At 63.1% G+C, this 20,750-nt stretch carries 28 protein-coding genes; all 28 read right to left on the minus strand.

Features of this window, described 5'->3' with window-relative positions; genetic code table 11:
- Nucleotides 1-54: 54 nt before the first annotated feature.
- Nucleotides 55-846 carry an ATP12 family chaperone protein gene (locus LB520_RS21065; RefSeq protein ID WP_224638980.1) on the minus strand — a complete coding sequence of 264 codons (792 nt, stop codon included), beginning with the start codon at nt 844-846 and terminating at the stop codon, nt 55-57.
- A 103-nt stretch (nt 847-949) separates the two neighbouring features.
- Nucleotides 950-1,825 carry a DMT family transporter gene (locus LB520_RS21070; RefSeq protein WP_224547656.1) on the minus strand — a complete coding sequence of 292 codons (876 nt, stop codon included), beginning with the start codon at nt 1,823-1,825 and terminating at the stop codon, nt 950-952.
- 43 nt (nt 1,826-1,868) lie between these two features.
- Nucleotides 1,869-2,849 carry an RluA family pseudouridine synthase gene (locus LB520_RS21075; RefSeq protein ID WP_140847581.1) on the minus strand — a complete coding sequence of 327 codons (981 nt, stop codon included), beginning with the start codon at nt 2,847-2,849 and terminating at the stop codon, nt 1,869-1,871.
- A gap of 101 nt (nt 2,850-2,950) precedes the next feature.
- Nucleotides 2,951-3,313, minus strand: a complete 363-nt coding sequence (locus LB520_RS21080) for a DUF779 domain-containing protein (RefSeq protein WP_224638982.1) — start codon at nt 3,311-3,313, stop codon at nt 2,951-2,953.
- Nucleotides 3,314-3,377: 64 nt separating this feature from the next.
- Nucleotides 3,378-4,895 (minus strand): aldehyde dehydrogenase, encoded by a 1,518-nt coding sequence (adh, locus tag LB520_RS21085; protein ID WP_224638984.1) that lies wholly within the window; start codon nt 4,893-4,895, stop codon nt 3,378-3,380.
- Between the two features lie 136 nt (nt 4,896-5,031).
- A complete protein-coding gene (locus LB520_RS21090; RefSeq protein WP_224638986.1) occupies nt 5,032-5,979 on the minus strand; it encodes a helix-turn-helix domain-containing protein in 948 nt (315 codons plus the stop codon).
- 264 nt (nt 5,980-6,243) lie between these two features.
- On the minus strand, nt 6,244-7,071 hold the full coding sequence (locus LB520_RS21095; protein ID WP_095765500.1) for an aspartyl/asparaginyl beta-hydroxylase domain-containing protein: 828 nt from the start codon (nt 7,069-7,071) through the stop codon (nt 6,244-6,246).
- A 169-nt stretch (nt 7,072-7,240) separates the two neighbouring features.
- Nucleotides 7,241-8,551, minus strand: coding sequence for a replication-associated recombination protein A (locus LB520_RS21100; RefSeq protein ID WP_224638987.1), 1,311 nt, complete (start codon nt 8,549-8,551; stop codon nt 7,241-7,243).
- Nucleotides 8,552-8,674: 123 nt separating this feature from the next.
- The gene (locus LB520_RS21105) at nt 8,675-10,162 is read right to left on the minus strand and encodes a DegQ family serine endoprotease (RefSeq protein ID WP_224638989.1); all 1,488 of its coding nucleotides are present in this window, start codon (nt 10,160-10,162) and stop codon (nt 8,675-8,677) included.
- 190 nt (nt 10,163-10,352) lie between these two features.
- Entirely contained in the window at nt 10,353-10,784 is a 432-nt protein-coding gene (rplQ, locus tag LB520_RS21110) for a 50S ribosomal protein L17 (protein ID WP_140544883.1), read from the minus strand.
- A gap of 104 nt (nt 10,785-10,888) precedes the next feature.
- Nucleotides 10,889-11,899, minus strand: a complete 1,011-nt coding sequence (locus LB520_RS21115) for a DNA-directed RNA polymerase subunit alpha (protein ID WP_027170350.1) — start codon at nt 11,897-11,899, stop codon at nt 10,889-10,891.
- A 98-nt stretch (nt 11,900-11,997) separates the two neighbouring features.
- Nucleotides 11,998-12,387: a 30S ribosomal protein S11 gene (gene rpsK / locus LB520_RS21120; protein WP_006205444.1), complete on the minus strand. Its 390-nt coding sequence runs from the start codon at nt 12,385-12,387 to the stop codon at nt 11,998-12,000.
- A gap of 127 nt (nt 12,388-12,514) precedes the next feature.
- Nucleotides 12,515-12,883 carry a 30S ribosomal protein S13 gene (gene rpsM, locus LB520_RS21125; protein WP_027170351.1) on the minus strand — a complete coding sequence of 123 codons (369 nt, stop codon included), beginning with the start codon at nt 12,881-12,883 and terminating at the stop codon, nt 12,515-12,517.
- Between the two features lie 232 nt (nt 12,884-13,115).
- On the minus strand, nt 13,116-13,706 hold the full coding sequence (locus LB520_RS21130; protein WP_095765504.1) for an adenylate kinase: 591 nt from the start codon (nt 13,704-13,706) through the stop codon (nt 13,116-13,118).
- Nucleotides 13,703-15,043 (minus strand): preprotein translocase subunit SecY, encoded by a 1,341-nt coding sequence (gene secY, locus LB520_RS21135; protein ID WP_095765505.1) that lies wholly within the window; start codon nt 15,041-15,043, stop codon nt 13,703-13,705. The genes LB520_RS21130 and secY overlap by 4 nt, the downstream gene beginning before the upstream one ends.
- 256 nt (nt 15,044-15,299) lie before the next feature.
- Nucleotides 15,300-15,773 carry a 50S ribosomal protein L15 gene (gene rplO, locus LB520_RS21140; protein ID WP_140708828.1) on the minus strand — a complete coding sequence of 158 codons (474 nt, stop codon included), beginning with the start codon at nt 15,771-15,773 and terminating at the stop codon, nt 15,300-15,302.
- Nucleotides 15,774-15,795: 22 nt separating this feature from the next.
- Complete coding sequence (gene rpmD / locus LB520_RS21145) at nt 15,796-15,993, minus strand: 50S ribosomal protein L30 (protein ID WP_027170355.1); 198 nt, start codon at nt 15,991-15,993, stop codon at nt 15,796-15,798.
- Between the two features lie 25 nt (nt 15,994-16,018).
- Nucleotides 16,019-16,582 carry a 30S ribosomal protein S5 gene (gene rpsE / locus LB520_RS21150; protein ID WP_032933400.1) on the minus strand — a complete coding sequence of 188 codons (564 nt, stop codon included), beginning with the start codon at nt 16,580-16,582 and terminating at the stop codon, nt 16,019-16,021.
- Between the two features lie 77 nt (nt 16,583-16,659).
- Nucleotides 16,660-17,022, minus strand: coding sequence for a 50S ribosomal protein L18 (gene rplR / locus LB520_RS21155; RefSeq protein WP_095765507.1), 363 nt, complete (start codon nt 17,020-17,022; stop codon nt 16,660-16,662).
- Nucleotides 17,023-17,161: 139 nt separating this feature from the next.
- On the minus strand, nt 17,162-17,695 hold the full coding sequence (rplF, locus tag LB520_RS21160) for a 50S ribosomal protein L6 (protein WP_095765508.1): 534 nt from the start codon (nt 17,693-17,695) through the stop codon (nt 17,162-17,164).
- Nucleotides 17,696-17,785: 90 nt separating this feature from the next.
- Nucleotides 17,786-18,184, minus strand: a complete 399-nt coding sequence (gene rpsH / locus LB520_RS21165) for a 30S ribosomal protein S8 (protein WP_066989600.1) — start codon at nt 18,182-18,184, stop codon at nt 17,786-17,788.
- 12 nt (nt 18,185-18,196) lie between these two features.
- On the minus strand, nt 18,197-18,502 hold the full coding sequence (rpsN, locus tag LB520_RS21170; RefSeq protein ID WP_042642199.1) for a 30S ribosomal protein S14: 306 nt from the start codon (nt 18,500-18,502) through the stop codon (nt 18,197-18,199).
- 26 nt (nt 18,503-18,528) lie between these two features.
- Complete coding sequence (rplE, locus tag LB520_RS21175) at nt 18,529-19,107, minus strand: 50S ribosomal protein L5 (RefSeq protein WP_095765509.1); 579 nt, start codon at nt 19,105-19,107, stop codon at nt 18,529-18,531.
- Nucleotides 19,100-19,414 (minus strand): 50S ribosomal protein L24, encoded by a 315-nt coding sequence (gene rplX, locus LB520_RS21180; RefSeq protein WP_095765510.1) that lies wholly within the window; start codon nt 19,412-19,414, stop codon nt 19,100-19,102. The genes rplE and rplX overlap by 8 nt, the downstream gene beginning before the upstream one ends.
- A 12-nt stretch (nt 19,415-19,426) precedes the next feature.
- The gene (gene rplN / locus LB520_RS21185; RefSeq protein ID WP_006205457.1) at nt 19,427-19,795 is read right to left on the minus strand and encodes a 50S ribosomal protein L14; all 369 of its coding nucleotides are present in this window, start codon (nt 19,793-19,795) and stop codon (nt 19,427-19,429) included.
- Nucleotides 19,796-19,877: 82 nt separating this feature from the next.
- Nucleotides 19,878-20,117: a 30S ribosomal protein S17 gene (rpsQ, locus tag LB520_RS21190; RefSeq protein WP_023675136.1), complete on the minus strand. Its 240-nt coding sequence runs from the start codon at nt 20,115-20,117 to the stop codon at nt 19,878-19,880.
- Nucleotides 20,118-20,121: 4 nt separating this feature from the next.
- Entirely contained in the window at nt 20,122-20,322 is a 201-nt protein-coding gene (rpmC, locus tag LB520_RS21195; RefSeq protein ID WP_042642190.1) for a 50S ribosomal protein L29, read from the minus strand.
- A gap of 12 nt (nt 20,323-20,334) precedes the next feature.
- Nucleotides 20,335-20,748 carry a 50S ribosomal protein L16 gene (rplP, locus tag LB520_RS21200; RefSeq protein WP_095765511.1) on the minus strand — a complete coding sequence of 138 codons (414 nt, stop codon included), beginning with the start codon at nt 20,746-20,748 and terminating at the stop codon, nt 20,335-20,337.
- Nucleotides 20,749-20,750: the final 2 nt, after the last annotated feature.

Consider the following 20,750-nt stretch of genomic DNA (forward strand, 5'->3'; position numbering starts at 1 on the left):
GTGGCCAAGCGGTATTCTGAACGGAACCCGTTGTGCGGCGTTCCTGAAGTTACTTTAGCCCTGCAGCGCCTCGAGCAGGCTGACCGCCGCCATCATGTCGCGCTTGCGCGCCAAGCGGCGCGCCAAGGCCTCCGCATCCTGGCCCCAATGCTCGATCTGCCAATCCTCGTCGACATGGCCGGCCGCCCAGGCTTCCTCGCCGTCGAGCTCGCCGAAATCGACGGCCAAGGCTAGCAGCGCCGAACCGGTCAGCGCTGTCATGACATGGATGGCGGCCAGCCGCATCGGTTCCGAGCGCTGGCCAAGATGCGCGCCGAGGACCGCGATTGTCTCGCGCGGCTGCTCGACATGGATGACGCCTTCGGCAAGGTTGAAGCGTGCGCCGAGATGGCCGCGCGCCCAGTCCAGCACCGGGTCCCAATGCTTGTTCTGGCGATCGACCAGGCCTTGCGGGCTATCGGCGCGGTAGCAAAGAAGATCGGACGAGGCGAAGCGCAGGATATCCTCCAGCACCGCCTGCGGATCGGAGGCGACGCCGTCGATGGCGGTGTTCACCAGCCGCATGATAGGCATCGTCACGGGATCGATCACTTCGCCTTGCGCGCTGAATTCAGCGGCCACAAGTGCTGCAGCCTTTTCGGTCGGCAGCACCATCACAGCCTTGCCCGGCGTGCGCACCGGGCGGCCGTCGAGATTGATTGCAAAGCCATTCTCGACGGGAGCCACCGAAACAGCCTGGTAGAAACGCTTCGGCAGCGGCGTCTTCATCTGGATTTGGGCGCGGCGCACAGGATCGGGATCCGAAAGCAGCTTGCCGGCTTCGAGGTCTTCGAGGATGTCGCGCATTCCGAACTCCTTAAAGCAATTTGAGGAAAGGTGTGAAGCGGTTTTGCGTCCGCAATCGCGCCAACACAAAGAGATAGGGCAGCTTGCCGTTCCGCGAGCTGATCTATGGTGTGGGCTGTCTGCGCGCCGGGCGATTGACGATGATCAGCCCGGCGGCAATCAGGCCGAGCGCCAGGAAAATCCTGGTCGTCGGCAGCTCGCCCAACAGCACCGCGCCGCACAGGACGCCGAACACCGGCGACAGAAAGGCGAAGCTCGACAAGCCGGCTGCCGGATAGCGCGTGAGCAGCCAGAACCACAACACATAGGTGAAGGCGACGATATAGATAGACTGGAACAGCAGCGCCAGTGTCGGCAGGACGGCAAGCGCGCGGATGGGTGGGCCGGCGAAAGGCATCACCAGCAGACCGACGACGGCGGCGCCGGCCAGCTGATAGAGCAGCAGTTTCTCCGCGCGCGTCTCGGCCAGCCTCGATCGTTTGATGACGATGCTGGTCGCCGCCCAGAGAATGCCCGAGCCGAGACTGAGCAGATCGCCGGTCAGTGTCGCGCCGCTGCCGGCAGCGATGCCGTCGGAGAAGACCGCCGCCAGGCCGCAGAAGGCGAGAACAAGCCCACCGAGCTTGCGCGCGTTGATGTGCTCGCCAAGCAGGAAATGTCCGCCGATCAGCACCCAGAACGGCATGGTGTTGACCAAAAGCGTGTTGCGGGCAACGGTCGTATATTCGAGGCCGATATAGAGACACAGGAACTCGACGCCGAAGAGCACGCCGACGACGATGCCGGCGGCCAGCGTCCGATCCGCTTCGAAGAGCTTGATGCCGCGCAGCCGGCACCAGGCGAACACGCAGGCTCCCCCGATGAGCGAACGTGCGATCGAGACGAAGACAGGGTCGTAGCCGGAGTATGACACCTTGGCGGCGACATAGTTCAGGCCCCAGGAAAAGGTCAGCCCGACCATGATGGCGGCGGCGGCCATATCGACTGCATCGCGTCTGTCCAATGCGGGGGCGACAGCCAAGTCAGTCTTCCGCGCTCTGGTCGTCGAAGCCGATCAGGTTCCAGCTCTGGCGCATATGCGGCGGCATCGGCGCCGTGACGTCGATGACGCCGTGGTCCGGATGCGGGATGATGATGCGGCGCGCATGCAGGTGCAGGCGGTTTTGAATGCCACCCGGGAAATCCCAATTGGTATCGGCCTCGAAATATTTGGGATCGCCGATGATCGGGCAACCTATGTAGGCGGCGTGAACGCGAAGCTGGTGCGTGCGGCCGGTATAGGGCTCCATCTCCAGCCAGGTCATCGTCTGCGCCGCCTGCTCGATGACACGGTAGTAGGAGACGGCGTGGTCGGCGCCCTTCTCGCCATGCGCAGCCACGCGCACGCGGTCGCCATCTTCCGTCGGCTCCTTGATCAGCCAGGTCGAGATCTTGTCCTCGCGCTTGGGCGGCACGCCCTTGACCAGCGCCCAGTAGGTTTTCTTGGTCTCGCGCGCGCGGAACGCCTCCGACAGCTTCATCGCCGCAAGACGGGTACGGGCAACCACCAGCACGCCGGACGTGTCGCGATCGAGGCGATGGACGAGGCGCGGCTTCTCGCCCTTCTTGTTGCGCCAGGCCTCCAGCATGTCGTCGACATTACGGGTGACGCCGGAGCCGCCCTGGACCGCCAGGCCGGCCGGCTTGTTGAAGACGAAAACTTTCGGATCCTCATGCAGGAGCATCTTGGCGAGCACGTCGGCATCGCCTTGGTTACGGATCGAGTGACCGGTGAGCGGCGCATCACCCTTCTTATCGACGTCGAGCGGCGGAACGCGGACAGACTGGCCGGGCTCGACACGCGTGTCGGCCTTCACCCGGCCGCCATCGACCCGGATTTGCCCCGACCGAAGCAATTTCTGCAGATGGCCGAAGCCGAGGCCCGGATAATGGACCTTGAACCAGCGGTCGAGCCGCATGCCCGCCTCACCGGCCTCAACCGTGATCTGTTCAACACCTGCCATGACTTTGCTTTTCCATTCGAAAGCGGCGCCATAGCACTAAGGCGGACAGGTTGCGAGCCAAAGGCCCAACAAAGCGCGATAATTACCCCAACGTCGTCTGATCAACTGCCCGAAGGCGTAAGCACCGCGCAGACCGTCGAGCGCGTCAGGAAGCGCTTCTCGCGGCCATTGTCGAGCGAGAACATCCCGCCCCTGCCCTTCACCACATCGATGATGAGATCGGTGTGCTTCCACGCCTCATATTGCGAGGCACTGATATAGACCGGCGTATCGCCGATTTCGCCCAATTTCACGTCATTGTCGCCGATCATGAACTCGCCACGCGGGTAGCACATCGGCGAGGAGCCGTCGCAGCAGCCGCCGGACTGATGGAACAGAACCGGGCCGTGATCGGCGATGATCTCGGCAAGCAGCGCCTCGGCCTCCGGCGTGGCCGACACCTTGCCCAATGAAGGCTTGTCCATCAAATCCTCCTCGACTGACGGGAGGACGCGGGTGGGCCGCGCCCTCCTCTTCGCCCTGGGAGGATCAGAAGAAGCCGAGCTTCTTCGGGCTGTAGCTGACCAGCATGTTCTTGGTCTGCTGATAGTGGTCGAGCATCATCTTGTGCGTCTCGCGGCCGATGCCGGACTGCTTGTAGCCGCCGAAGGCGGCATGCGCCGGATAGGCGTGATAGCAGTTGGTCCAGACACGTCCGGCCTGGATGGCGCGGCCGAAGCGGTAGCAGCGATTCGCGTCGCGGCTCCAGATGCCGGCGCCGAGGCCGTAGAGAGTGTCGTTGGCGATCGACAGCGCCTCGTCATCGTCCTTGAAGGTCGTCACGGACACGACGGGTCCAAAGATCTCCTCCTGGAAGATGCGCATCTTGTTGTTGCCCTTGAACACGGTAGGCTTGACGTAGTAGCCGCCGGCAAGATCGCCCGGCAGATCGTTCCGCTCGCCGCCGGTCAAGACTTCGGCGCCTTCCTGGCGGCCGATGTCGAAGTAGGACAGGATCTTTTCCAGCTGCTCGCTCGAGGCCTGCGCGCCGATCATGGTGGCGGGATCGAGCGGATCGCCCTGGACGATCGCCTCGACACGCTTCAGCGCGCGCTCGATGAACTTGTCGTAGATCTTCTCATGTACCAGCGCGCGGCTGGGGCACGTGCAGACCTCGCCCTGGTTGAGCGCGAACATGACGAAGCCCTCGATCGCCTTGTCGAAGAAATCGTCGTCTTCCGCCGTCACATCCTGGAAGAAGATGTTGGGCGACTTGCCGCCAAGCTCGAGCGTCACCGGAATGAGGTTTTGGCTGGCATATTGCGAGATCAGGCGGCCGGTGGTCGTCTCGCCGGTGAAAGCGATCTTGGCGATGCGGTTCGACGAGGCGAGCGGCTTGCCGGCCTCAAGGCCGAAGCCGTTGACGATGTTGAGCACGCCTTCTGGCAAGAGGTCACCGATGAGGTCGGCCCACAGCATGATCGTGGCGGGTGTCTGCTCGGCGGGCTTCAGCACCACGCAATTGCCGGCGGCGAGCGCCGGCGCCAGCTTCCACACCGCCATCAGCAGCGGGAAGTTCCACGGAATGATCTGGCCGACGACACCGAGCGGCTCATGGAAGTGGTAGGCGACGGTGTCGTGGTCGATTTCGGAGATCGAGCCTTCCTGGCTGCGCAGCACGCCGGCGAAATAGCGGAAATGGTCGATGGCCAGAGGCAGGTCGGCGGCGGTCGTCTCGCGGATCGGCTTGCCATTGTCCCAGGTCTCGGCGAGCGCCAGCAGGTCGAGATTGTCTTCCATGCGATCGGCGATGCGGTTGAGGATCAGCGCGCGGGCCGCGGGGCTGGTCTTGCCCCAGGCGTCCTTGGCCTTGTGGGCGGCATCAAGCGCGGCCTCGATGTCATTTGCGTCCGACCGGGCGATTTCGCAGAGCGGCCGGCCGGTGACCGGCGAGATGTTGTCGAAATATCTGCCGGAGAGCGGCGCCGCCCACTTGCCGCCGATGAAGTTGTCGTAGCGCTTGGCGAAAGGAACCTTGGCCGTGCGCGAGAATTCCACCTTGTTCATCACTGCCTCCCAATGAGCACGCCGCGGGATGCGGCGCTATGGGAGGAAGGGTTGCGGATCGGCGTTGGCTTGTCAGCCCGGGGCTGGATGATCGTGGCGCCCGACTGTCGCAGAACTGCGACAGTCCGGTCTGCAATCAATGCGGGCGGCGAATGTCGAAGCGGGCGAGCTTGCGATGCAGGGTGGCGCGGGAGATGCCGAGGTTCTGCGCGGCGGCCGAGACGTTGCCGCCGGCGCGCGCCAGCGCCCGCTGAACCACACCACGCTCGGCATCGTCCAAATCCTCAGCGGTCTTTGCGCAGTCGCCGAGAATATCGGTGGCAAGCAGTCCTCTCGCCAGCGCTTCCCGCGTTATGCCGAGACCAAGACGGGCAGAGCGCGTCGCGCCGATCACAAGATCATCCGAATCGACCGCTATCAGCGCACCGGCGCTGCGCTCGGTGACGGGTGCGAGCAAGATGCGGGCATCCGAAAACACCATGCGGAAATTTTCCGCTTCGATTCGGCGCGCGGCGTCGCCGACCGCGACCGCGATGAGTTGGACAAAGCCCTCGGTCAGGTCCGACCGGCAGGACGAGACATCGAGCGCCGCCGCCAGATTGCCTTCATGGTCATAGACCGGAGCCGTGGTGCAGCTCAGCAGCGTGTTGCGGGAGAAGAAATGCTGATCGCGGTGGATGGTCAGAGCGCGCTGGTCGGCGATGCAGGTGCCGATGCCGTTGGTGCCTTCGCTGTCCTCGCTCCAGACGGTGCCGGTCCACAGGCCCCATTCATCGAATGTCTCGTCGTCCGCGACAGCGCCCCGTCGCTCCACCGGGATGCCGTCGCGATCCGCCAGCATGACGCAGCAGCCGACGCCGCCCACGGCGAGATAGAGCCGATTGAGGCTGGGTTCGGCCGCGCGGATCAACCGCTCCATGCGCTGCCTCGTGAGCCTGAGCTCGCCTTCGGTCAGCCGCCGCGGCGCCGTGCGTGCTGCGGGGTCCAGGCCGTGCAATTGGAGGGACCGCCGCCACGAAGCGACGACCGCCGAATGGGCTGCATCGCTCTTGGCGACCGAGGCCTGGACCTGGTCCGCGTGCACGGCTGGTTGCCGTCCAATCAACCTAATCCTCCCGGTGAGCGGAACCTCCTGCCGCTCCGTCATCATGCTCGGTAGACTATTCCGCTACCAGTTGCGGGTCAGCTCTCGATAGAACGCCGGCCGGAACGCGTATTTGATCTTGCGCAATTCCCGACGAAAAATCGCCACGCGTGTCCTGGAGCCGCGCTGGAGTCCTAAAGGTCGCGGTTCGTCCGCGCCATTGGACGTTGGTTTAAGGCGGATCGAGGCGAGGTTCCGCCGTGGTCAGTTGGCGGCCGCCTTCGGCTTCGACGAGCCGATCATCTTCCAGTTCTTGTAGAAGACCGAATTGATACGCTCCACGCTGACGGAGACGATGGCGAGAAGGCCCGCGATCAGCCTCGGAAACGGAGACGGGCGGATGATGTCGACGAAGACGCAGTAGCGGCGGCCGTCATATTCGTTGACCGAGCGGTGGAACAGCGTGTCGTCGAAGATAAACAGGGGATTGTCATACCAGTAGTTCTTCTTGCTGCCGCACTGGACGAAGATCTCGGCCTTCACCGGTATCAGATTGTAGAGGATGCGCAGGCTGAGCCTGAGCGGACCGAAATGCCAGGACGTCGATTCGCGCTTGCTGAAAACGGATACCGCGATCGTCTTGATGTATTTGTAGTCCTTGTTGAATTCGGGGACGTTGTCGATCTTGTGCTTGCCGTACCACTGGTAGACATACATGCCGCGGCGGCCGGCGCCGAAATTGGCATCGATATCGGCGATGATCTCGTCCTTGCGCGCCTTGAAGACGCCCAGCACCTCGTTGATCTCGCGCTGATAATCCTCGGGGAACTGCTCGGGCTTCCAGACGCCGGGGTTGCGGTAGCTGAGAAGGTCGACGATCAGGTTGAACGGCGACAACAGCCAGGTGAACAGGCCGTTGCCGAGGAAGTAGCGCTCGAACAGGTTCTGGTTCTTCTGGTCGTTGCGCATGACATCGATCAGGCCGCAAACGACCCAGATGGTGGTCAGGATTGGGATGAAGTAGAAGGCGAGCGCGAGAACTACGACGGCGATGGCGGCCTTGCGGAGCGTCTTGACGGTTTGCTTTGTCATTGTCATTCGCGCGGGAGCGCGATCCTGTTCCATGGGACAACATCACGGCGACCCCCGCCAGCCGTGCGTCTTGATAGGATTTTTTGTTTCCCGGCACAATGCCGCAGCAGGTGTGGTCCACCACAACGCGGCTTCGCGTCGAAGCGCGCCGACCGCCGGGCCGTGCAACTCAGCTGTTCCGTTCGCTGCGCAGCTTTGCCCAGTATTCCAGCCGCTTGCGGATATCGCGCTCGAAACCGCGTTCCGGCGGATCGTAGAAAGTGCGCCGGCCCATCTTCTCCGGAAAATAGTCCTGGCCTGAAAACGCCTCCGGCTCATCATGGTCGTAGCGATAGCCGGCGCCGTAATCCTCCTGCTTCATCAGCTTGGTCGGCGCGTTGAGGATATGCTTGGGCGGCAGCAGCGAGCCGAACTCCTTGGCTGCGGCGGTCGCGGCCTTGAAGGCAGTGTAGACGGCGTTCGATTTCGGCGCCGTGGCGAGATAAACGGCGGCCTGGGCGAAGGCGAGCTCGCCCTCGGGCGAGCCAAGATAGTCATAGGCGTCCTTGGCCGCATTGGCGACGACAAGCGCCTGAGGATCGGCGAGCCCGATATCCTCCACCGCCATGCGCACGAGCCGGCGGCCGAGATAGAGCGGATCCTCGCCGGCATCGAACATGCGGGCGAGGTAATAAAGCGCGGCATCCGGATCGGAGCCGCGCACCGATTTGTGTAGCGCCGAGATCAGATTGTAATGGCCGTCCTGGCCCTTGTCGTAGATCGGCGCACGGCGCTGGATGACGCGCTGCAGGCCTTCCGGGCCGAACACCTCGCCCTTCTTTGCGGCGCGCCAGACTTCCTCGGCCAGCGTCAGCGAGGCGCGGCCGTCGCCATCCGCCATGCGGATCAGCATCGCGCGCGCCTCTTCGTCGAGTGGCAGCGCCCTGCCCTCTGTTTCTTCCGCTCGCGCCAGCAGCTTGGCTATGCTGTCCTCGCCCAGCGAACGGAACACCAGCACACGCGCGCGCGACAGAAGCGCTGCATTGAGCTCGAAGGACGGGTTCTCCGTCGTGGCGCCGACCAGCACCACGGTGCCGTCTTCCATCACCGGCAAAAACCCGTCCTGCTGGGCGCGGTTGAAGCGATGGATCTCGTCGACGAAGAGCAGCGTCTGGCGGCCATTGGAGCGCCTGAGCTTGGCCGCCTCGAAGACTTTCTTGAGGTCCGCGACACCGGAAAACACGGCCGAGATCTGCTCGAAGGCAAGGTTGGTCTCGCCGGCGAGCAGCCGCGCCACTGTCGTCTTACCGGTGCCGGGGGGACCCCAGAAGATCATCGAGCCGAGTGAGCCCGAATCGATCAGCCTGGTCAGCGCGCCGTCAGGTCCGGTCAGATGCTTTTGCCCGACGACCTCGCCGAGGTTTTTTGGGCGCAACCGATCGGCCAGCGGCCGCCCGGGCGGCGCCTTTTCCGGCTCATCGGAACTGAACAGATCTGCCATGCAAGTCTTTTGTTTGAACGCGATTCCGCTCGTTTTAGAGCACGATCTTGTCCGAATGCCGGTCCCCGCTTTTTGCTACGCGGGCCTCCAGTTCGGGATCATGCTCTAAATGGGCAGATCGCCTCAATAACGCAACACCTGGCGCAGTATCTGCCCGCCGCGCTCGACGGTAAAGCGCCACCAGCGCGTGTCCTGCTGGGCAACCTGCGCCAGTGTCGCCGCGGTCTCGATGGTGGTGCCGTTCACCTCGCGCACGATGTCGCCCGGCTGGAAACCGAAATCGGCGGCCGGCGAATCGCGGCTGATATCGATGACGGTGACGCCCTTGAGGTCGGTGCGAAGGCCAAGCCGCTGGGCAAGCCTGGGCGACAGCTCCGCCACCTTGGCGCCGGAAAAGGGACTGCGGCCACGCAAGGTGACCTCGCTGGGCTTGGCGCCTTCCGGCGCGCGCTCCAGCGGAATCTCCAACGTCGCCTGCTGCCCCTTGCTCAGCACGGCGAAGGTCGCCTTGGTGCCGATCGACAGCGTTGCCATGCGGTAGTCGAGCGCCTCGATGCTTTCGACCGGCGTGTTGTTGAGCGACAGGATGACGTCGCCAGGCTTCAGGCCGGCCTTGCCGGCAGGCCCGGTGGCGTCCACGGACGACACCAATGCGCCGGTCGGTTTCTCCATGCCGAGCGACTCTGCGATCTGCGGCGTCACCAGTTCGAATTCCGCTCCGATATAGGGACGCTCGAAGAAATCGAGCCCGGCCTTGGCGGCGTCGGCGAACGCGCGAACCATGTTCGAAGGAATGGCAAAGCCGATACCGATCGAACCGCCGCTGCGGCTGTAGATGGCCGTGTTGATGCCGACCAGCTGGCCGCCCATGTTGATCAGCGCGCCGCCGGAATTTCCGGGATTGATGGCGGCATCGGTCTGGATGAAATAGCCCGAATCCGAAACACCGATATGGCTGCGGGCGAGTGCCGAGACAATGCCGCTGGTGGTGGTCTGGCCGACACCGAACGGATTGCCGATGGCGAGCACAAGGTCGCCGACCTCAAGCGCGTCGGAATCGCCGATGGCAATCACCGGAAACGGCTTGTCGGCCGAGATCTTGAGCACCGCGAGATCGAGCGTCTCGTCCTTGAGCATGACCTTTGAGGTGAACTCGCGCCCGTCGGCGGTCGCGACCTTCACCTCGTCAGCATCTTTGATGACGTGGAAGTTGGTGACGATCACGCCGCTCGGATCGACCAGCACGCCGGAACCCAGCGAGGACTGGGCGCGCGGCTGGGCACGGCCGAAGAACTCCTCGAAAAAGGGATCGCCTTCGAAGGGCGAGGTCACCTTTGCGGTCTGCGAGGCATAGACATTGACGACGGCCGGCGCCGTCTGCTTGACCAGCGGCGCGAAGGAGAGCTGTACTTCCTCGCGGCCGAACGGCACGCGCTTGTCGGGGCCGGACGTGCCGTTCTCGCCTTCGACGCCATGCAGCAGGTCCGTCAGCACATCGGAGAGGCCCGGATCGGCCGGCTTGGCGGCATCCTCGGCAAAAGCCTGTCTTGCGGCCGGTGCCGCGGCAAAGACAGCCAGCGCGGCAACAAGAAACACTCGTTTGAGGTGCATTTTCGAATCCCTCCAGGTCGGGCGCCATTGTCTCGACGAATGTGCAGAATGAAAGGCTAATGCACACAAATGCGACACTTGTCGCGCAAAAGCTTGAGCCTGGGCGTGAAATTCCGCTCAGCCGCTCAAACCTGCTCCAAATGCAAAAGGGGCCCGTGGGCCCCTCGAAGTCATTGACGAAACAGCGACCTCAGGCGGCCGCGGCTTCCTCGTTGGCGCCCTCAGCCTCTATGCGGGCGCGGTCGGCGGCGCCCTTGGCCGAGGTATCGCGATCGACGAATTCGATCACCGCCATCGCGGCGTTGTCGCCCTTGCGGAAGCCCGCCTTCATGATGCGCAGATAGCCGCCATTGCGCGTGGCGTAGCGCGGGGCGATGGTCTCGAACAGGCGCTTGACGACGCCTTCATTGCCGATCTGCGCGATCACCTGGCGGCGGGCGTGCAGGTCGCCGCGCTTGCCGAGCGTCACGAGCTTCTCGACGATCGGACGCAGGTCCTTCGCCTTTGGCAAGGTGGTGACGATCTGCTCGTGCTCGATCAGCGACACGGCGAGATTGGCGAACATCGACTTGCGGTGGCTGATGCTGCGGGCGAAACGACGGCCTTTGAAACCGTGGCGCATGGCTCTTTTCCTTCTTCAGTTGTTCAAGAGGCCACGGCCTCTGATGGTTTTCCGCATGACCGTCGGATCGAGCGGCTCTCGCCGCCGATCCTTGGAATTCATGCTCAATATTGGTCTTCGTAACGCTTGGCGAGGTCTTCGATGTTTTCCGGCGGCCAGTCCGGCACTTCCATGCCGAGATGGAGGCCCATGGCCGCCAGCACTTCCTTGATCTCGTTCAGCGACTTGCGGCCGAAGTTCGGGGTGCGCAGCATCTCGGCTTCGGTCTTCTGGATCAGGTCGCCGATATAGACGATGTTGTCGTTCTTCAGGCAGTTGGCCGAACGCACCGAAAGCTCGAGCTCGTCGACCTTCTTGAGCAGCGCCGGGTTGAAGGCGAGCTCGGTGACGGCCTCGGTGGCGACTTCCTTCTGCGGCTCGTCGAAGTTAACGAACAGGCCAAGCTGGTCCTGCAGGATGCGGGCGGCGAAAGCGACCGCGTCCTCGCCCGAGATCGAGCCGTTGGTCTCGATCGTCATGGTCAGCTTGTCATAGTCGAGAACCTGGCCTTCGCGGGTGTTCTCGACCTTGTAGGAGACCTTCTTGACCGGCGAATAGAGACTGTCGACCGGGATCAGCCCGATCGGCGCGTCCTCGGCGCGGTTGCGCTCGGCCGGCACATAGCCCTTGCCGGTGTCGACGGTGAACTCCATGCGGATCTCGGCGCCCTCGTCCAGCGTGCAGATCACGTGGTCGGGGTTGAGGATCTCGACGTCGCCGACCGTCTGGATGTCGCCGGCGAGCACGGCGCCCGGGCCCTGCTTGCGCACGACCATGCGCTTGGGGCCATCGCCTTCCATGCGGATGGCGATTTCCTTGATGTTGAGCACAATGTCGGTCACGTCTTCGCGCACGCCGGCGATGGACGAGAATTCATGCAGCACGCCGTCGATCTGCACGGCGGTGACAGCCGCGCCGCGCAACGAAGACAGAAGCACACGCCGCAGCGCGTTGCCAAGCGTCAGGCCAAAGCCGCGTTCGAGCGGCTCGGCCACCAGCGTGGTCAGCGTCTTCTTCTTCGACGAGAACTCGATCTTGTTCGGCTTGATCAGTTCCTGCCAGTTTTTCTGGATCATAAAAGTCTTCCTTCCTTTGCCCCGCCACCATCCAATCGTGGCGGGCGACACGGAAAACCGCGGAGGAACGCCTTGGCGTTCGCGCGGCGTTTAAAAAATCAGACGCGGCGCTTCTTGCGCGGGCGGCAGCCATTGTGCGGGATCGGCGTCACGTCACGGATCGAGGTGATGGTGAAGCCCGCCGCCTGCAGCGCGCGGAGCGCCGATTCACGACCGGAGCCGGGTCCGCAGACCTCGACCTCGAGCATGCGCATGCCGTGTTCCTGGGCCTTCTTGGCGACGTCCTCGGCAGCCATCTGGGCTGCGAACGGGGTCGACTTGCGCGAACCCTTGAAACCCTGGGCACCGGCCGACGACCAGGCGATCGAATTGCCCTGCGCGTCGGTGATGGTGATCATGGTGTTGTTGAAGGTCGAATTGACGTGGGCAACGCCCGACGAAATGTTCTTGCGTTCGCGACGGCGAACACGAGCGGCTTCCTTGGCCATGGTATTCCTTTCAGTTGATCTCTACACCGCCGTAATGCCAGCGGCTCCACCTTGGAAAAGCGAGTAGTGAGTAGGGAATAGCGAATAGGGTCCCCTACTCGCTAACCGCTACTCGCTATTCGCTCAATTACTTCTTCTTGCCGGCGATCGCCTTGGCCGGGCCCTTGCGGGTGCGGGCGTTGGTATGCGTGCGCTGGCCGCGGACCGGCAGCGAGCGACGGTGACGCAGGCCGCGGTAGCAGCCAAGGTCCATGAGCCGCTTGATGTTCATCGAGACTTCGCGGCGCAGGTCGCCTTCGACCTGGTAGTCGCGGTCGATCGTCTCGCGGATCTGCAGCACTTCCGCGTCGGTCAGCTGGTTGACGCGGCGGTCCGCCGGGATGCCGACCTTGTCGACGATCTCCTGGGCAAACTTCTTGCCGATGCCGTGAATGTACTGAAGCGCGATGACGACGCGCTTGTTGGTCGGAATGTTGACGCCGGCTATACGAGCCATTTTCTTCTCTTTCTCCATTTGGGCCGGACGAGCCGGCGCTGTCGAAGTTGCCCCGCGTCCGGTGGAGGCCGGCCCTTGCGGGAGTTTCCTGGTTCAAAGCGGATGCCTTGCCCGCAAGGGCAAGCAAAGTCCATGCCTGATAGGAAGACGGGCCGCCATACCCCAACGGCCCACTCCAGTCAAGCGCAATCGTTAATTGTCGGCAAGCGCTATCTTTAGTTGTCGGCCCGGTCTACTTCACCGCGGCCGCGAGCACCTTGCCGATCTCGGCGGTCACGGCATCGATACTGGCCATGCCGTCGACGGTCTTGAGCTTGCCCTTGGCATAGTAGTAGCCGGTCAGCGGCGCCGTCTTCTTGTAGTATTCGCGCAGGCGTTCCTCGAACACCTCCGGATTGTCGTCCTTGCGCACCGGCTGGCCGGCCGCCTTGGCGTCCTCGGCGCGTTTGACGATTCGGCCAACCAACGCCTTATCGTCGACGACGAGCTCTATGACGGTGTCGAGCGCTATGCCGCGTTCGGCAAGCATGGCCTCGACAGCGTCGGCCTGGACCAGCGTGCGCGGATAGCCGTCGAGGATGAATCCCTTGGCGCAATCCGGCTGATCGATACGCTCGGCGACGATGGCGTTGACGATCGCATCCGAGACCAGCTCACCGGCATCCATCACCGCCTTGGCACGCTTGCCGACCTCGGTTCCGGCCTGGACGGCGGCACGCAGCATGTCACCCGTCGAGAGCTGGGGGATGCCGTGTTTTTCAACCAGTCTTTGTGCTTGTGTCCCCTTGCCCGCTCCTGGCGGCCCAAGCAAAATCAGCCTCATCTGCTCCTCTTCCCCCCGCGCAACTTCGACTTCTTGATCAGGCCCTCATACTGGTGCGCGATCAGGTGACCCTGAATCTGCGCCACCGTATCGAGCGTGACACTGACCACGATCAGAAGCGATGTGCCACCGAGGTAGAAAGGTACGCCAGTCGCCGAAATCAGGAACTCCGGCAGCAGACAGACCAGCACCAGGTAAATGGCGCCGATGACGGTTATGCGCGTCAGAACATAGTCGATATAATCGGCGGTACGCTCGCCCGGACGATAGCCCGGGATGAAGCCGGAGTGCTTCTTGAGCTGGTCGGCCGTGTCCTTCGGGTTGAAGACGATCGCCGTGTAGAAGAAGGCGAAGAAGATGATCATGCCCGCATAGAAGATCATGTAGAGCGGCTGGCCGTGGCCGAGCGAGGCGAGGATCGTGCTTGCCCAGGCCGGCAGATTGGTCGCCTGCGAGAAGCCCGCCACGGTCGCCGGCAGAAGCAGCAGCGAGGACGCGAAGATCGGCGGGATGACGCCGGAGGTGTTGAGCTTCAGCGGCAAATGCGAGGTATCGCCCTGGAACATGCGATTGCCGACCTGGCGCTTCGGATACTGGATGAGCAGGCGCCGCTGCGCGCGTTCGAAGAAGACGATGAGCGCAATGACGATGATGGCCAGCACGATGATCGCGAGGATGAGGCCCGTCGACAGCGCGCCGGTACGGCCGAGTTCCAGCGTGCCGGAGATCGCGCGCGGCAGGCCCGCGACGATGCCGGAGAAGATGATCAGCGAAATGCCGTTGCCGATGCCGCGCGCGGTGATCTGCTCGCCGAGCCACATCAGGAACATGGTGCCGCCGACGAGTGTGACGACTGTCGAGATGCGGAAGAACATGCCGGGATCGTTGACGATACCGTTGCCGCCCTCGAGGCCGATCGAAATGCCGTAGGCCTGGATCAGCGCCAGGAGCACGGTGCCGTAGCGCGTGTACTGGTTGATGATCTTGCGGCCCTGCTCGCCTTCCTTCTTCAGCGTTTCCAGCGACGGGATGACCGAGGTCATCAGCTGCATGATGATGGAGGCGGAGATGTAGGGCATGATGCCCAGCGCGAAGATCGCCATGCGCTGCACGGCGCCGCCGGCGAACATGTTGAACATGCCGAGCACGCCCTTGCTCTGCGAGGAGAAGGCCTGGGCGAAAGCATCGGGGTTGATGCCGGGAAGCGGGATATAAGTGCCGAGGCGGTAGACGAGCAGCGCGCCGATGGTGAACCAGATGCGCTTCTTGAGATCCTCGGCCTTGGCGAAGGCCGCGAAATTCAGATTGGAGGCTAGTTGTTCAGCAGCCGAGGCCATGCCTGATTCTCCGCTAGAGCATGATGCCGAAAAATGTGGAGCGGTTTTCGGACGACATCATGCTCTACTTCTTTGATTTCTACGTCGCGCTCGATGCCGCAGCTCAGGCGGCGCGTGTCACCGAAGCTCACGAGATAAGCTCGGGACCGTAAACATGCAAGCGGCCGCGTTGACGCGGCCGCCCAATTCATCCGGTCAAAGCGCGGTTCGACGGAATATGCGAAGTCATCCCGGCCGGCCGCGCTTCAAATCGCCGTTACTCGGCGGCGGCCGCTTCCGGCAGCTTCACCGAACCGCCGGCCTTCTCGATTTTCTCGATCGCGGCCTTGGAGGCGCCGGCGACGTCGAAGGACAGCTTGGCTTTGAGTTCGCCGTCGGAGAGCACGCGCACGCCGTCCTTGGCGCGGCGGATGACGCCGGCGGCAACCAGGGCCTCGGCCGTCACGGTCGCCTTGGCGTCGAGCTTCTTGGCGTCGATAGCAGCCTGGATGCGGGCCAGCGACACGACCGTGAAGCTCTTGGCGAAGATGTTGTTGAAGCCACGCTTCGGCAGGCGCCGGTAGAGCGGCATCTGGCCACCCTCGAAGCCGTTGATGGCAACGCCAGAGCGGGCCTTCTGGCCCTTGACGCCGCGACCGGCGGTCTTGCCCGAGCCGGAACCGATGCCGCGGCCGAGACGCTTCTTGGAGTGCGTCGCGCCGTCCTTGTCACGCAGATCGTTGAGTTTCATGTTTCTTCTCCTGCCCTTCCGTTCAGGCCTCGTCCACGACGCGGACGAGGTGCTGGACGGCGGCGATCATGCCGCGCACCGAAGGAGTATCTTCCAGCGTGCGCCGCTTGTGCATCTTGTTCAGGCCGAGGCCGACCAGCGTCGCGCGCTGCTCCTTCGGCCGGCGGATCGGGGAGCCGATCTGCTCGACGGTGATGGTCTTGGTAGCTTTCTTGGCCATGGTCGAAATCCCTGGTCAGCGTCGACTATTCTTCAGCCGCAACGGCGGTGCCGCGGCGGGCCTGAAGGGTCGAGTACTTGATGCCGCGCGCGGCAGCCACATCCTTCGGATGCATCTGGCTCTTCAGCGCGTCGAAGGTGGCGCGAACCATGTTGTAGGGGTTCGACGAACCCATCGACTTGGCGACCACGTCATGCATGCCGAGCGTCTCGAAGACGGCGCGCATCGGACCGCCGGCGATGATGCCGGTACCCTGCTTGGCGGCGCGCAGCAGAACGCGTCCGGCGCCCCAGCGGCCCTCGACGTCATGATGCAGCGTGCGGCCCGAGCGCAGCGGCACGAAGATCATGTCGCGCTTGGCCGATTCGGTCGCCTTGCGGATCGCCTCCGGCACTTCGCGTGCTTTGCCGTGGCCGAAGCCGACGCGGCCCTTCTGGTCGCCGACGACGACGAGAGCGGCAAAACCGAAACGACGGCCGCCCTTCACCACCTTGGCGACGCGGTTGATGTGGACGAGCTTGTCCACCATGCCGTCGTCACGCTCTTCGCGCTCGCGGCCGCGGCCGCCTTCTCTACGTTCCTGTGCCATATCCTGTTCCTTGTTCTTTTCCGGAAGCACGGGTTGCTAATTACTGACGCCGCCTTTGGGTCGTCAGCGGCGAAAAATCAGAAGCTGAGACCGCCTTCGCGGGCAGCCTCGGCCAGCGCCTTGACGCGGCCGTGATAGATGTACGGGCCGCGGTCGAAGACGACTTCCTTGACGCCGGCCTTGGCGGCACGCTCGGCGATCAGCTTGCCGACCGCGGCCGCGGCTGCGGTGTCGGCGCCGGTCTTGAGCGAACCCTTGAGGTCCTTCTCCAACGTCGAGGCGGCGGCCAGCGTGTGGCCGTTGGCGTCGTCGATCACCTGGACGTAGATGTTCTTCGAGGTGCGGTGCACCGAAAGCCTCGGACGCTCGCCGGCGACCTTCTTCAGCTGGCGGCGCACGCGCTGCGCGCGGCGCTGGATGGTTTCTTTGGGGCTTGCCATAATGTCAGTTCCTTGCCTTCAGAAAACGGGGGCAACCCTGTGCGGTAGGCCAAGCCTCCCGCGGCCGCTCCCCGCGGCGTTACACTTCTGCGGCTTGGCCCTTTTTCGAAAAGTCTGCAACTTCTCGGGGCCAGGCCTATTACTTCTTCTTGCCTTCCTTGCGCACGATGCGCTCGTCGGCATAGCGCACGCCCTTGCCCTTATAGGGCTCGGGACCGCGATATTCGCGGATCTCGGCGGCGACCTGGCCGACCTGTTGCTTGTCGATGCCGGAGACTGTGATTTCGGTCGGCTTCGGCACCGTGATGGTGATGCCCTGCGGCGTCTGATAGACCACGTCGTGGCTGAAGCCGAGCGCCAGCTGCAGGTTCTTGCCCTGCAACGCCGCGCGATAGCCGACGCCGGTGATCTCGAGCTTCTTCTCGAAGCCGTCCTTCACGCCCTGCAGGATGTTGACGATCTGCGTGCGCGACATGCCCCACTTGGAGCGGGCGGTCTTGGTCTGGTCGCGCGGCTCGACGGAGATCTCGTTGTTCTCCATCTTCACCAGCACTTCGTCGTTCACCACGAACTTCAGCTCGCCCTTGGGGCCCTTCGCCGTCACGGTCTGGCCGTTGACGGACGCGGTCACGCCTTGCGGCAGCGAAACGGGTTTCTTTCCGATACGAGACATTTTGTTGTCCTCGTCACTTCTTTCGTTTCAGGTTCCAGTTCCCGGGCGCGATCCCGAGAACCGAAGCCCATTCATCAATCTCTTGGCCGATCAGAAGATCTGGCAGAGGATTTCGCCGCCGACATTCTGCTCGCGCGCTTCATGGTCGGCCATGACGCCCTTCGGCGTCGAAAGGATGGCGATGCCGAGGCCGTTGGCGACGTGCGGGATCGACTTGGCCGAGACATAGACGCGACGGCCAGGCTTCGAGACGCGCTCGATCTCGCGCACAACCGGGGCGCCGTCGAAATATTTCAGCTCGATCTCGATTTCCGACTTGCCGTTTTCGAAGTCGGTCTGGCTGTAGTCGCGGATATAGCCTTCCGACTTCAGCACTTCGAGGACGCGGGCACGCAGACGCGAGGCCGGGGTCGAAACGCTCGACTTCTTGCGGCCATAGGCGTTGCGGATGCGGGTCAGCATATCGCCGAGAGGATCGCTCAATGACATCTCAGTGTCTCCTTACCAGCTCGACTTGACCAGGCCCGGGATCTGGCCGGTATTGCCCAGATCGCGAAGCGCGATACGCGAAAGCTTCAGCTTGCGATAGTAGGCGCGCGGACGGCCCGTCACCTCGCAGCGATTGCGGATGCGGATCTTGGCCGAGTTGCGCGGCAGCGCCGAAAGCTTCAACTGGGCGCGGAAACGCTCTTCCATCGGCTTGGACTGATCCATGATGATGGCCTTGAGCGCCGTGCGCTTGGCGGCGTACTGGTCGGCGAGCTTGCGGCGCCGGTTGTTCTTCTCGACTGAGCTGGTCTTTGCCATTTCAGATGTTTCCTTTTTCGCTGCCGTTACTGGCGGAAGGGGAAGTTGAAGGCCTTGAGCAGCGCTCTTGCCTCGTCGTCCGTCTTCGCCGTCGTACAAACGATGACGTCCATGCCCCAGACCTGATCAACCTTGTCGTAGTTGATCTCCGGGAACACGATGTGTTCCTTGATGCCCATGGCGTAGTTGCCACGGCCGTCAAAGCTCTTCGGGTTCAGTCCGCGGAAGTCGCGAACGCGCGGCAACGCGATGTTCACGAGGCGGTCGAGGAACTCGTACATGCGTTCCTTGCGCAGCGTGACCTTGGCGCCGATCGGCATGTTCTCGCGCACCTTGAAGCCGGCAATCGAGTTGCGGGCGCGGGTGACGACGGCCTTCTGGCCGGCGATCAGCGCGAGATCCTCGGCCGCGACCGAGGGCTTCTTGGAGTCTGCGGTTGCTTCGCCGACACCCATGTTCAGCACGATCTTGTCGATGCGCGGAACCTGCATGTCGTTGTCGTAGCCGAACTGCTCCTGCATCGCCTTGCGGATGGTCTCGTTGTAGACCTTCTTGAGGCGCGGCTCGTTCTTGGCAGTTGCCTGCTTGGTTTCAGCCTTAGCCATTGATGACTTCTCCCGAACGCTTGGCGACGCGCACCTTCTTGCCATCCTTCTGGATGGTGAAGCCGACGCGGGTCGGCTTGCCGTCCTTGGGGTCGGCCAGCGCGATATTCGACAGGTGGATCGGCGCTTCCTTGGTGATGATCCCGGCCTCTTGCGACTGGGTCTGCTTCTGGTGACGACGAATGAGGTTCACGCCGCGGACGACCGCGGTGTCTTCCTTCGGCTGCACCGACAGGACTTCGCCCGAACGGCCCTTGTCCTTGCCGGCAAGCACGACGACCTTGTCGCCTTTTTTGATCTTTTGCATTGGTCCGGCTCCTTACAGCACTTCAGGCGCGAGCGAGATGATCTTCATGTGGTTCTTGGCGCGCAACTCGCGCGGAACCGGTCCGAAGATACGGGTGCCGATCGGCTCTTTCTTATTGTCGACGAGAACGGCCGCGTTCTTGTCGAAACGGATCACGCTGCCGTCCGGGCGGCGGATGTCCTTGGCCGTGCGAACCACGACCGCCTTCATCACATCGCCCTTCTTAACGCGGCCGCGCGGAATGGCTTCCTTGATCGACACCACGATGATGTCGCCGACGGAGGCGTATTTCCGCTTCGAGCCGCCCAGCACCTTGATGCACATGACACGACGGGCGCCGGAATTATCCGCGACGTCGAGGTTTGTTTGCATCTGAATCATGACTGGCCGCCTTCTTCTTTTCTAACGGGACGGGTTCTTCACCCCTCCCCGGTCTGTCCAAAATTCGGTTCGTTCGCCCGGATCAAGCCTGATCCGAAGAGACGACAACCCAGCGCTTGTCCTTGGAAATCGGCTTCGATTCCTGGATGAACACCTGGTCGCCGACCTTGTGGGCGTTGTTCTCGTCGTGCGCCTTGTACTTCTTGGTCATGCGCACGGTCTTCTTCATCACGGGATGCGTGAAGCGACGCTCGACCTTGACCACGACCGTCTTCTCGTTCTTGTCGCTGACGACGGTGCCCTGCAGGATGCGCTTTGGCATGGTCTTAACCCTTCTTGGCCGCGGCTTTTTCCGCGGCGATGGTCTTGATGCGCGCGATGTCCTTGCGGACCTGCTTCACGCGCGCGGTCTTTTCGAGCTGGCCGGTGGCCTTCTGGAAGCGCAGGTTGAACTGCTCCTTCTTGAGAGCGGCCAGGTCGTCGGTCAGCTGATCCTGGGTCTTGGTCCGGATATCTTCGGCTTTCATGATCGCCTGTCCTTATTCTGCGATGCGCTGCACGAAGCGCGTTTTGACCGAGAGCTTGGCGGCGCCGAGACGCAGCGCTTCACGAGCGGTCTCCTCGCTGACGCCGTCGATCTCGAACATGATACGGCCGGGCTTGACGCGCGCCGCCCAGTAGTCGACGGCGCCCTTGCCCTTACCCATGCGGACTTCGGTCGGCTTCGAGGTGACCGGCAGGTCCGGGAACACCCGGATCCAGACGCGGCCGGCGCGCTTCATCTCGCGGGTGATCGCGCGGCGGGCCGCCTCGATCTCGCGCGCGGTGACGCGATTCGGCTCAAGCGCCTTCAGCCCGAAACCGCCGAAATCCAGATTGGTGCCGCCCTTGGCGGCACCGTGGATACGGCCCTTGAACTGCTTGCGGAACTTTGTGCGCTTTGGCTGCAGCATCG

The sequence above is a fragment of the Mesorhizobium sp. CA12 genome, assembly GCF_020165255.1.
Classification (GTDB): domain Bacteria; phylum Pseudomonadota; class Alphaproteobacteria; order Rhizobiales; family Rhizobiaceae; genus Mesorhizobium.

Bases quoted from the DNA above. Each gene is read 5' to 3' on its own strand.
- LB520_RS21065 (WP_224638980.1), bottom strand. From the start codon at position 846: ATGCGCGACATCCTCGAAGACCTCGAAGCCGGCAAGCTGCTTTCGGAT.
- LB520_RS21070 (WP_224547656.1), bottom strand. From the start codon at position 1,825: ATGGCCGCCGCCGCCATCATGGTCGGGCTGACCTTTTCCTGGGGCCTG.
- LB520_RS21075 (WP_140847581.1), bottom strand. From the start codon at position 2,849: ATGGCAGGTGTTGAACAGATCACGGTTGAGGCCGGTGAGGCGGGCATG.
- LB520_RS21080 (WP_224638982.1), bottom strand. From the start codon at position 3,313: ATGGACAAGCCTTCATTGGGCAAGGTGTCGGCCACGCCGGAGGCCGAG.
- adh (WP_224638984.1), bottom strand. From the start codon at position 4,895: ATGAACAAGGTGGAATTCTCGCGCACGGCCAAGGTTCCTTTCGCCAAG.
- LB520_RS21095 (WP_095765500.1), bottom strand. From the start codon at position 7,071: ATGACAAAGCAAACCGTCAAGACGCTCCGCAAGGCCGCCATCGCCGTC.
- LB520_RS21100 (WP_224638987.1), bottom strand. From the start codon at position 8,551: ATGGCAGATCTGTTCAGTTCCGATGAGCCGGAAAAGGCGCCGCCCGGG.
- LB520_RS21105 (WP_224638989.1), bottom strand. From the start codon at position 10,162: ATGCACCTCAAACGAGTGTTTCTTGTTGCCGCGCTGGCTGTCTTTGCC.
- rplQ (WP_140544883.1), bottom strand. From the start codon at position 10,784: ATGCGCCACGGTTTCAAAGGCCGTCGTTTCGCCCGCAGCATCAGCCAC.
- LB520_RS21115 (WP_027170350.1), bottom strand. From the start codon at position 11,899: ATGATCCAGAAAAACTGGCAGGAACTGATCAAGCCGAACAAGATCGAG.
- rpsK (WP_006205444.1), bottom strand. From the start codon at position 12,387: ATGGCCAAGGAAGCCGCTCGTGTTCGCCGTCGCGAACGCAAGAACATT.
- rpsM (WP_027170351.1), bottom strand. From the start codon at position 12,883: ATGGCTCGTATAGCCGGCGTCAACATTCCGACCAACAAGCGCGTCGTC.
- LB520_RS21130 (WP_095765504.1), bottom strand. From the start codon at position 13,706: ATGAGGCTGATTTTGCTTGGGCCGCCAGGAGCGGGCAAGGGGACACAA.
- secY (WP_095765505.1), bottom strand. From the start codon at position 15,043: ATGGCCTCGGCTGCTGAACAACTAGCCTCCAATCTGAATTTCGCGGCC.
- rplO (WP_140708828.1), bottom strand. From the start codon at position 15,773: ATGAAACTCAACGATCTGCGTGACAAGGACGGCGCGACGCACTCCAAG.
- rpmD (WP_027170355.1), bottom strand. From the start codon at position 15,993: ATGGCCAAGAAAGCTACCAAGACCATCACCGTCGAGCAGATCGGCTCC.
- rpsE (WP_032933400.1), bottom strand. From the start codon at position 16,582: ATGGCACAGGAACGTAGAGAAGGCGGCCGCGGCCGCGAGCGCGAAGAG.
- rplR (WP_095765507.1), bottom strand. From the start codon at position 17,022: ATGGCAAGCCCCAAAGAAACCATCCAGCGCCGCGCGCAGCGCGTGCGC.
- rplF (WP_095765508.1), bottom strand. From the start codon at position 17,695: ATGTCTCGTATCGGAAAGAAACCCGTTTCGCTGCCGCAAGGCGTGACC.
- rpsH (WP_066989600.1), bottom strand. From the start codon at position 18,184: ATGTCATTGAGCGATCCTCTCGGCGATATGCTGACCCGCATCCGCAAC.
- rpsN (WP_042642199.1), bottom strand. From the start codon at position 18,502: ATGGCAAAGACCAGCTCAGTCGAGAAGAACAACCGGCGCCGCAAGCTC.
- rplE (WP_095765509.1), bottom strand. From the start codon at position 19,107: ATGGCTAAGGCTGAAACCAAGCAGGCAACTGCCAAGAACGAGCCGCGC.
- rplX (WP_095765510.1), bottom strand. From the start codon at position 19,414: ATGCAAAAGATCAAAAAAGGCGACAAGGTCGTCGTGCTTGCCGGCAAG.
- rplN (WP_006205457.1), bottom strand. From the start codon at position 19,795: ATGATTCAGATGCAAACAAACCTCGACGTCGCGGATAATTCCGGCGCC.
- rpsQ (WP_023675136.1), bottom strand. From the start codon at position 20,117: ATGCCAAAGCGCATCCTGCAGGGCACCGTCGTCAGCGACAAGAACGAG.
- rpmC (WP_042642190.1), bottom strand. From the start codon at position 20,322: ATGAAAGCCGAAGATATCCGGACCAAGACCCAGGATCAGCTGACCGAC.
- rplP (WP_095765511.1), bottom strand. From the start codon at position 20,748: ATGCTGCAGCCAAAGCGCACAAAGTTCCGCAAGCAGTTCAAGGGCCGT.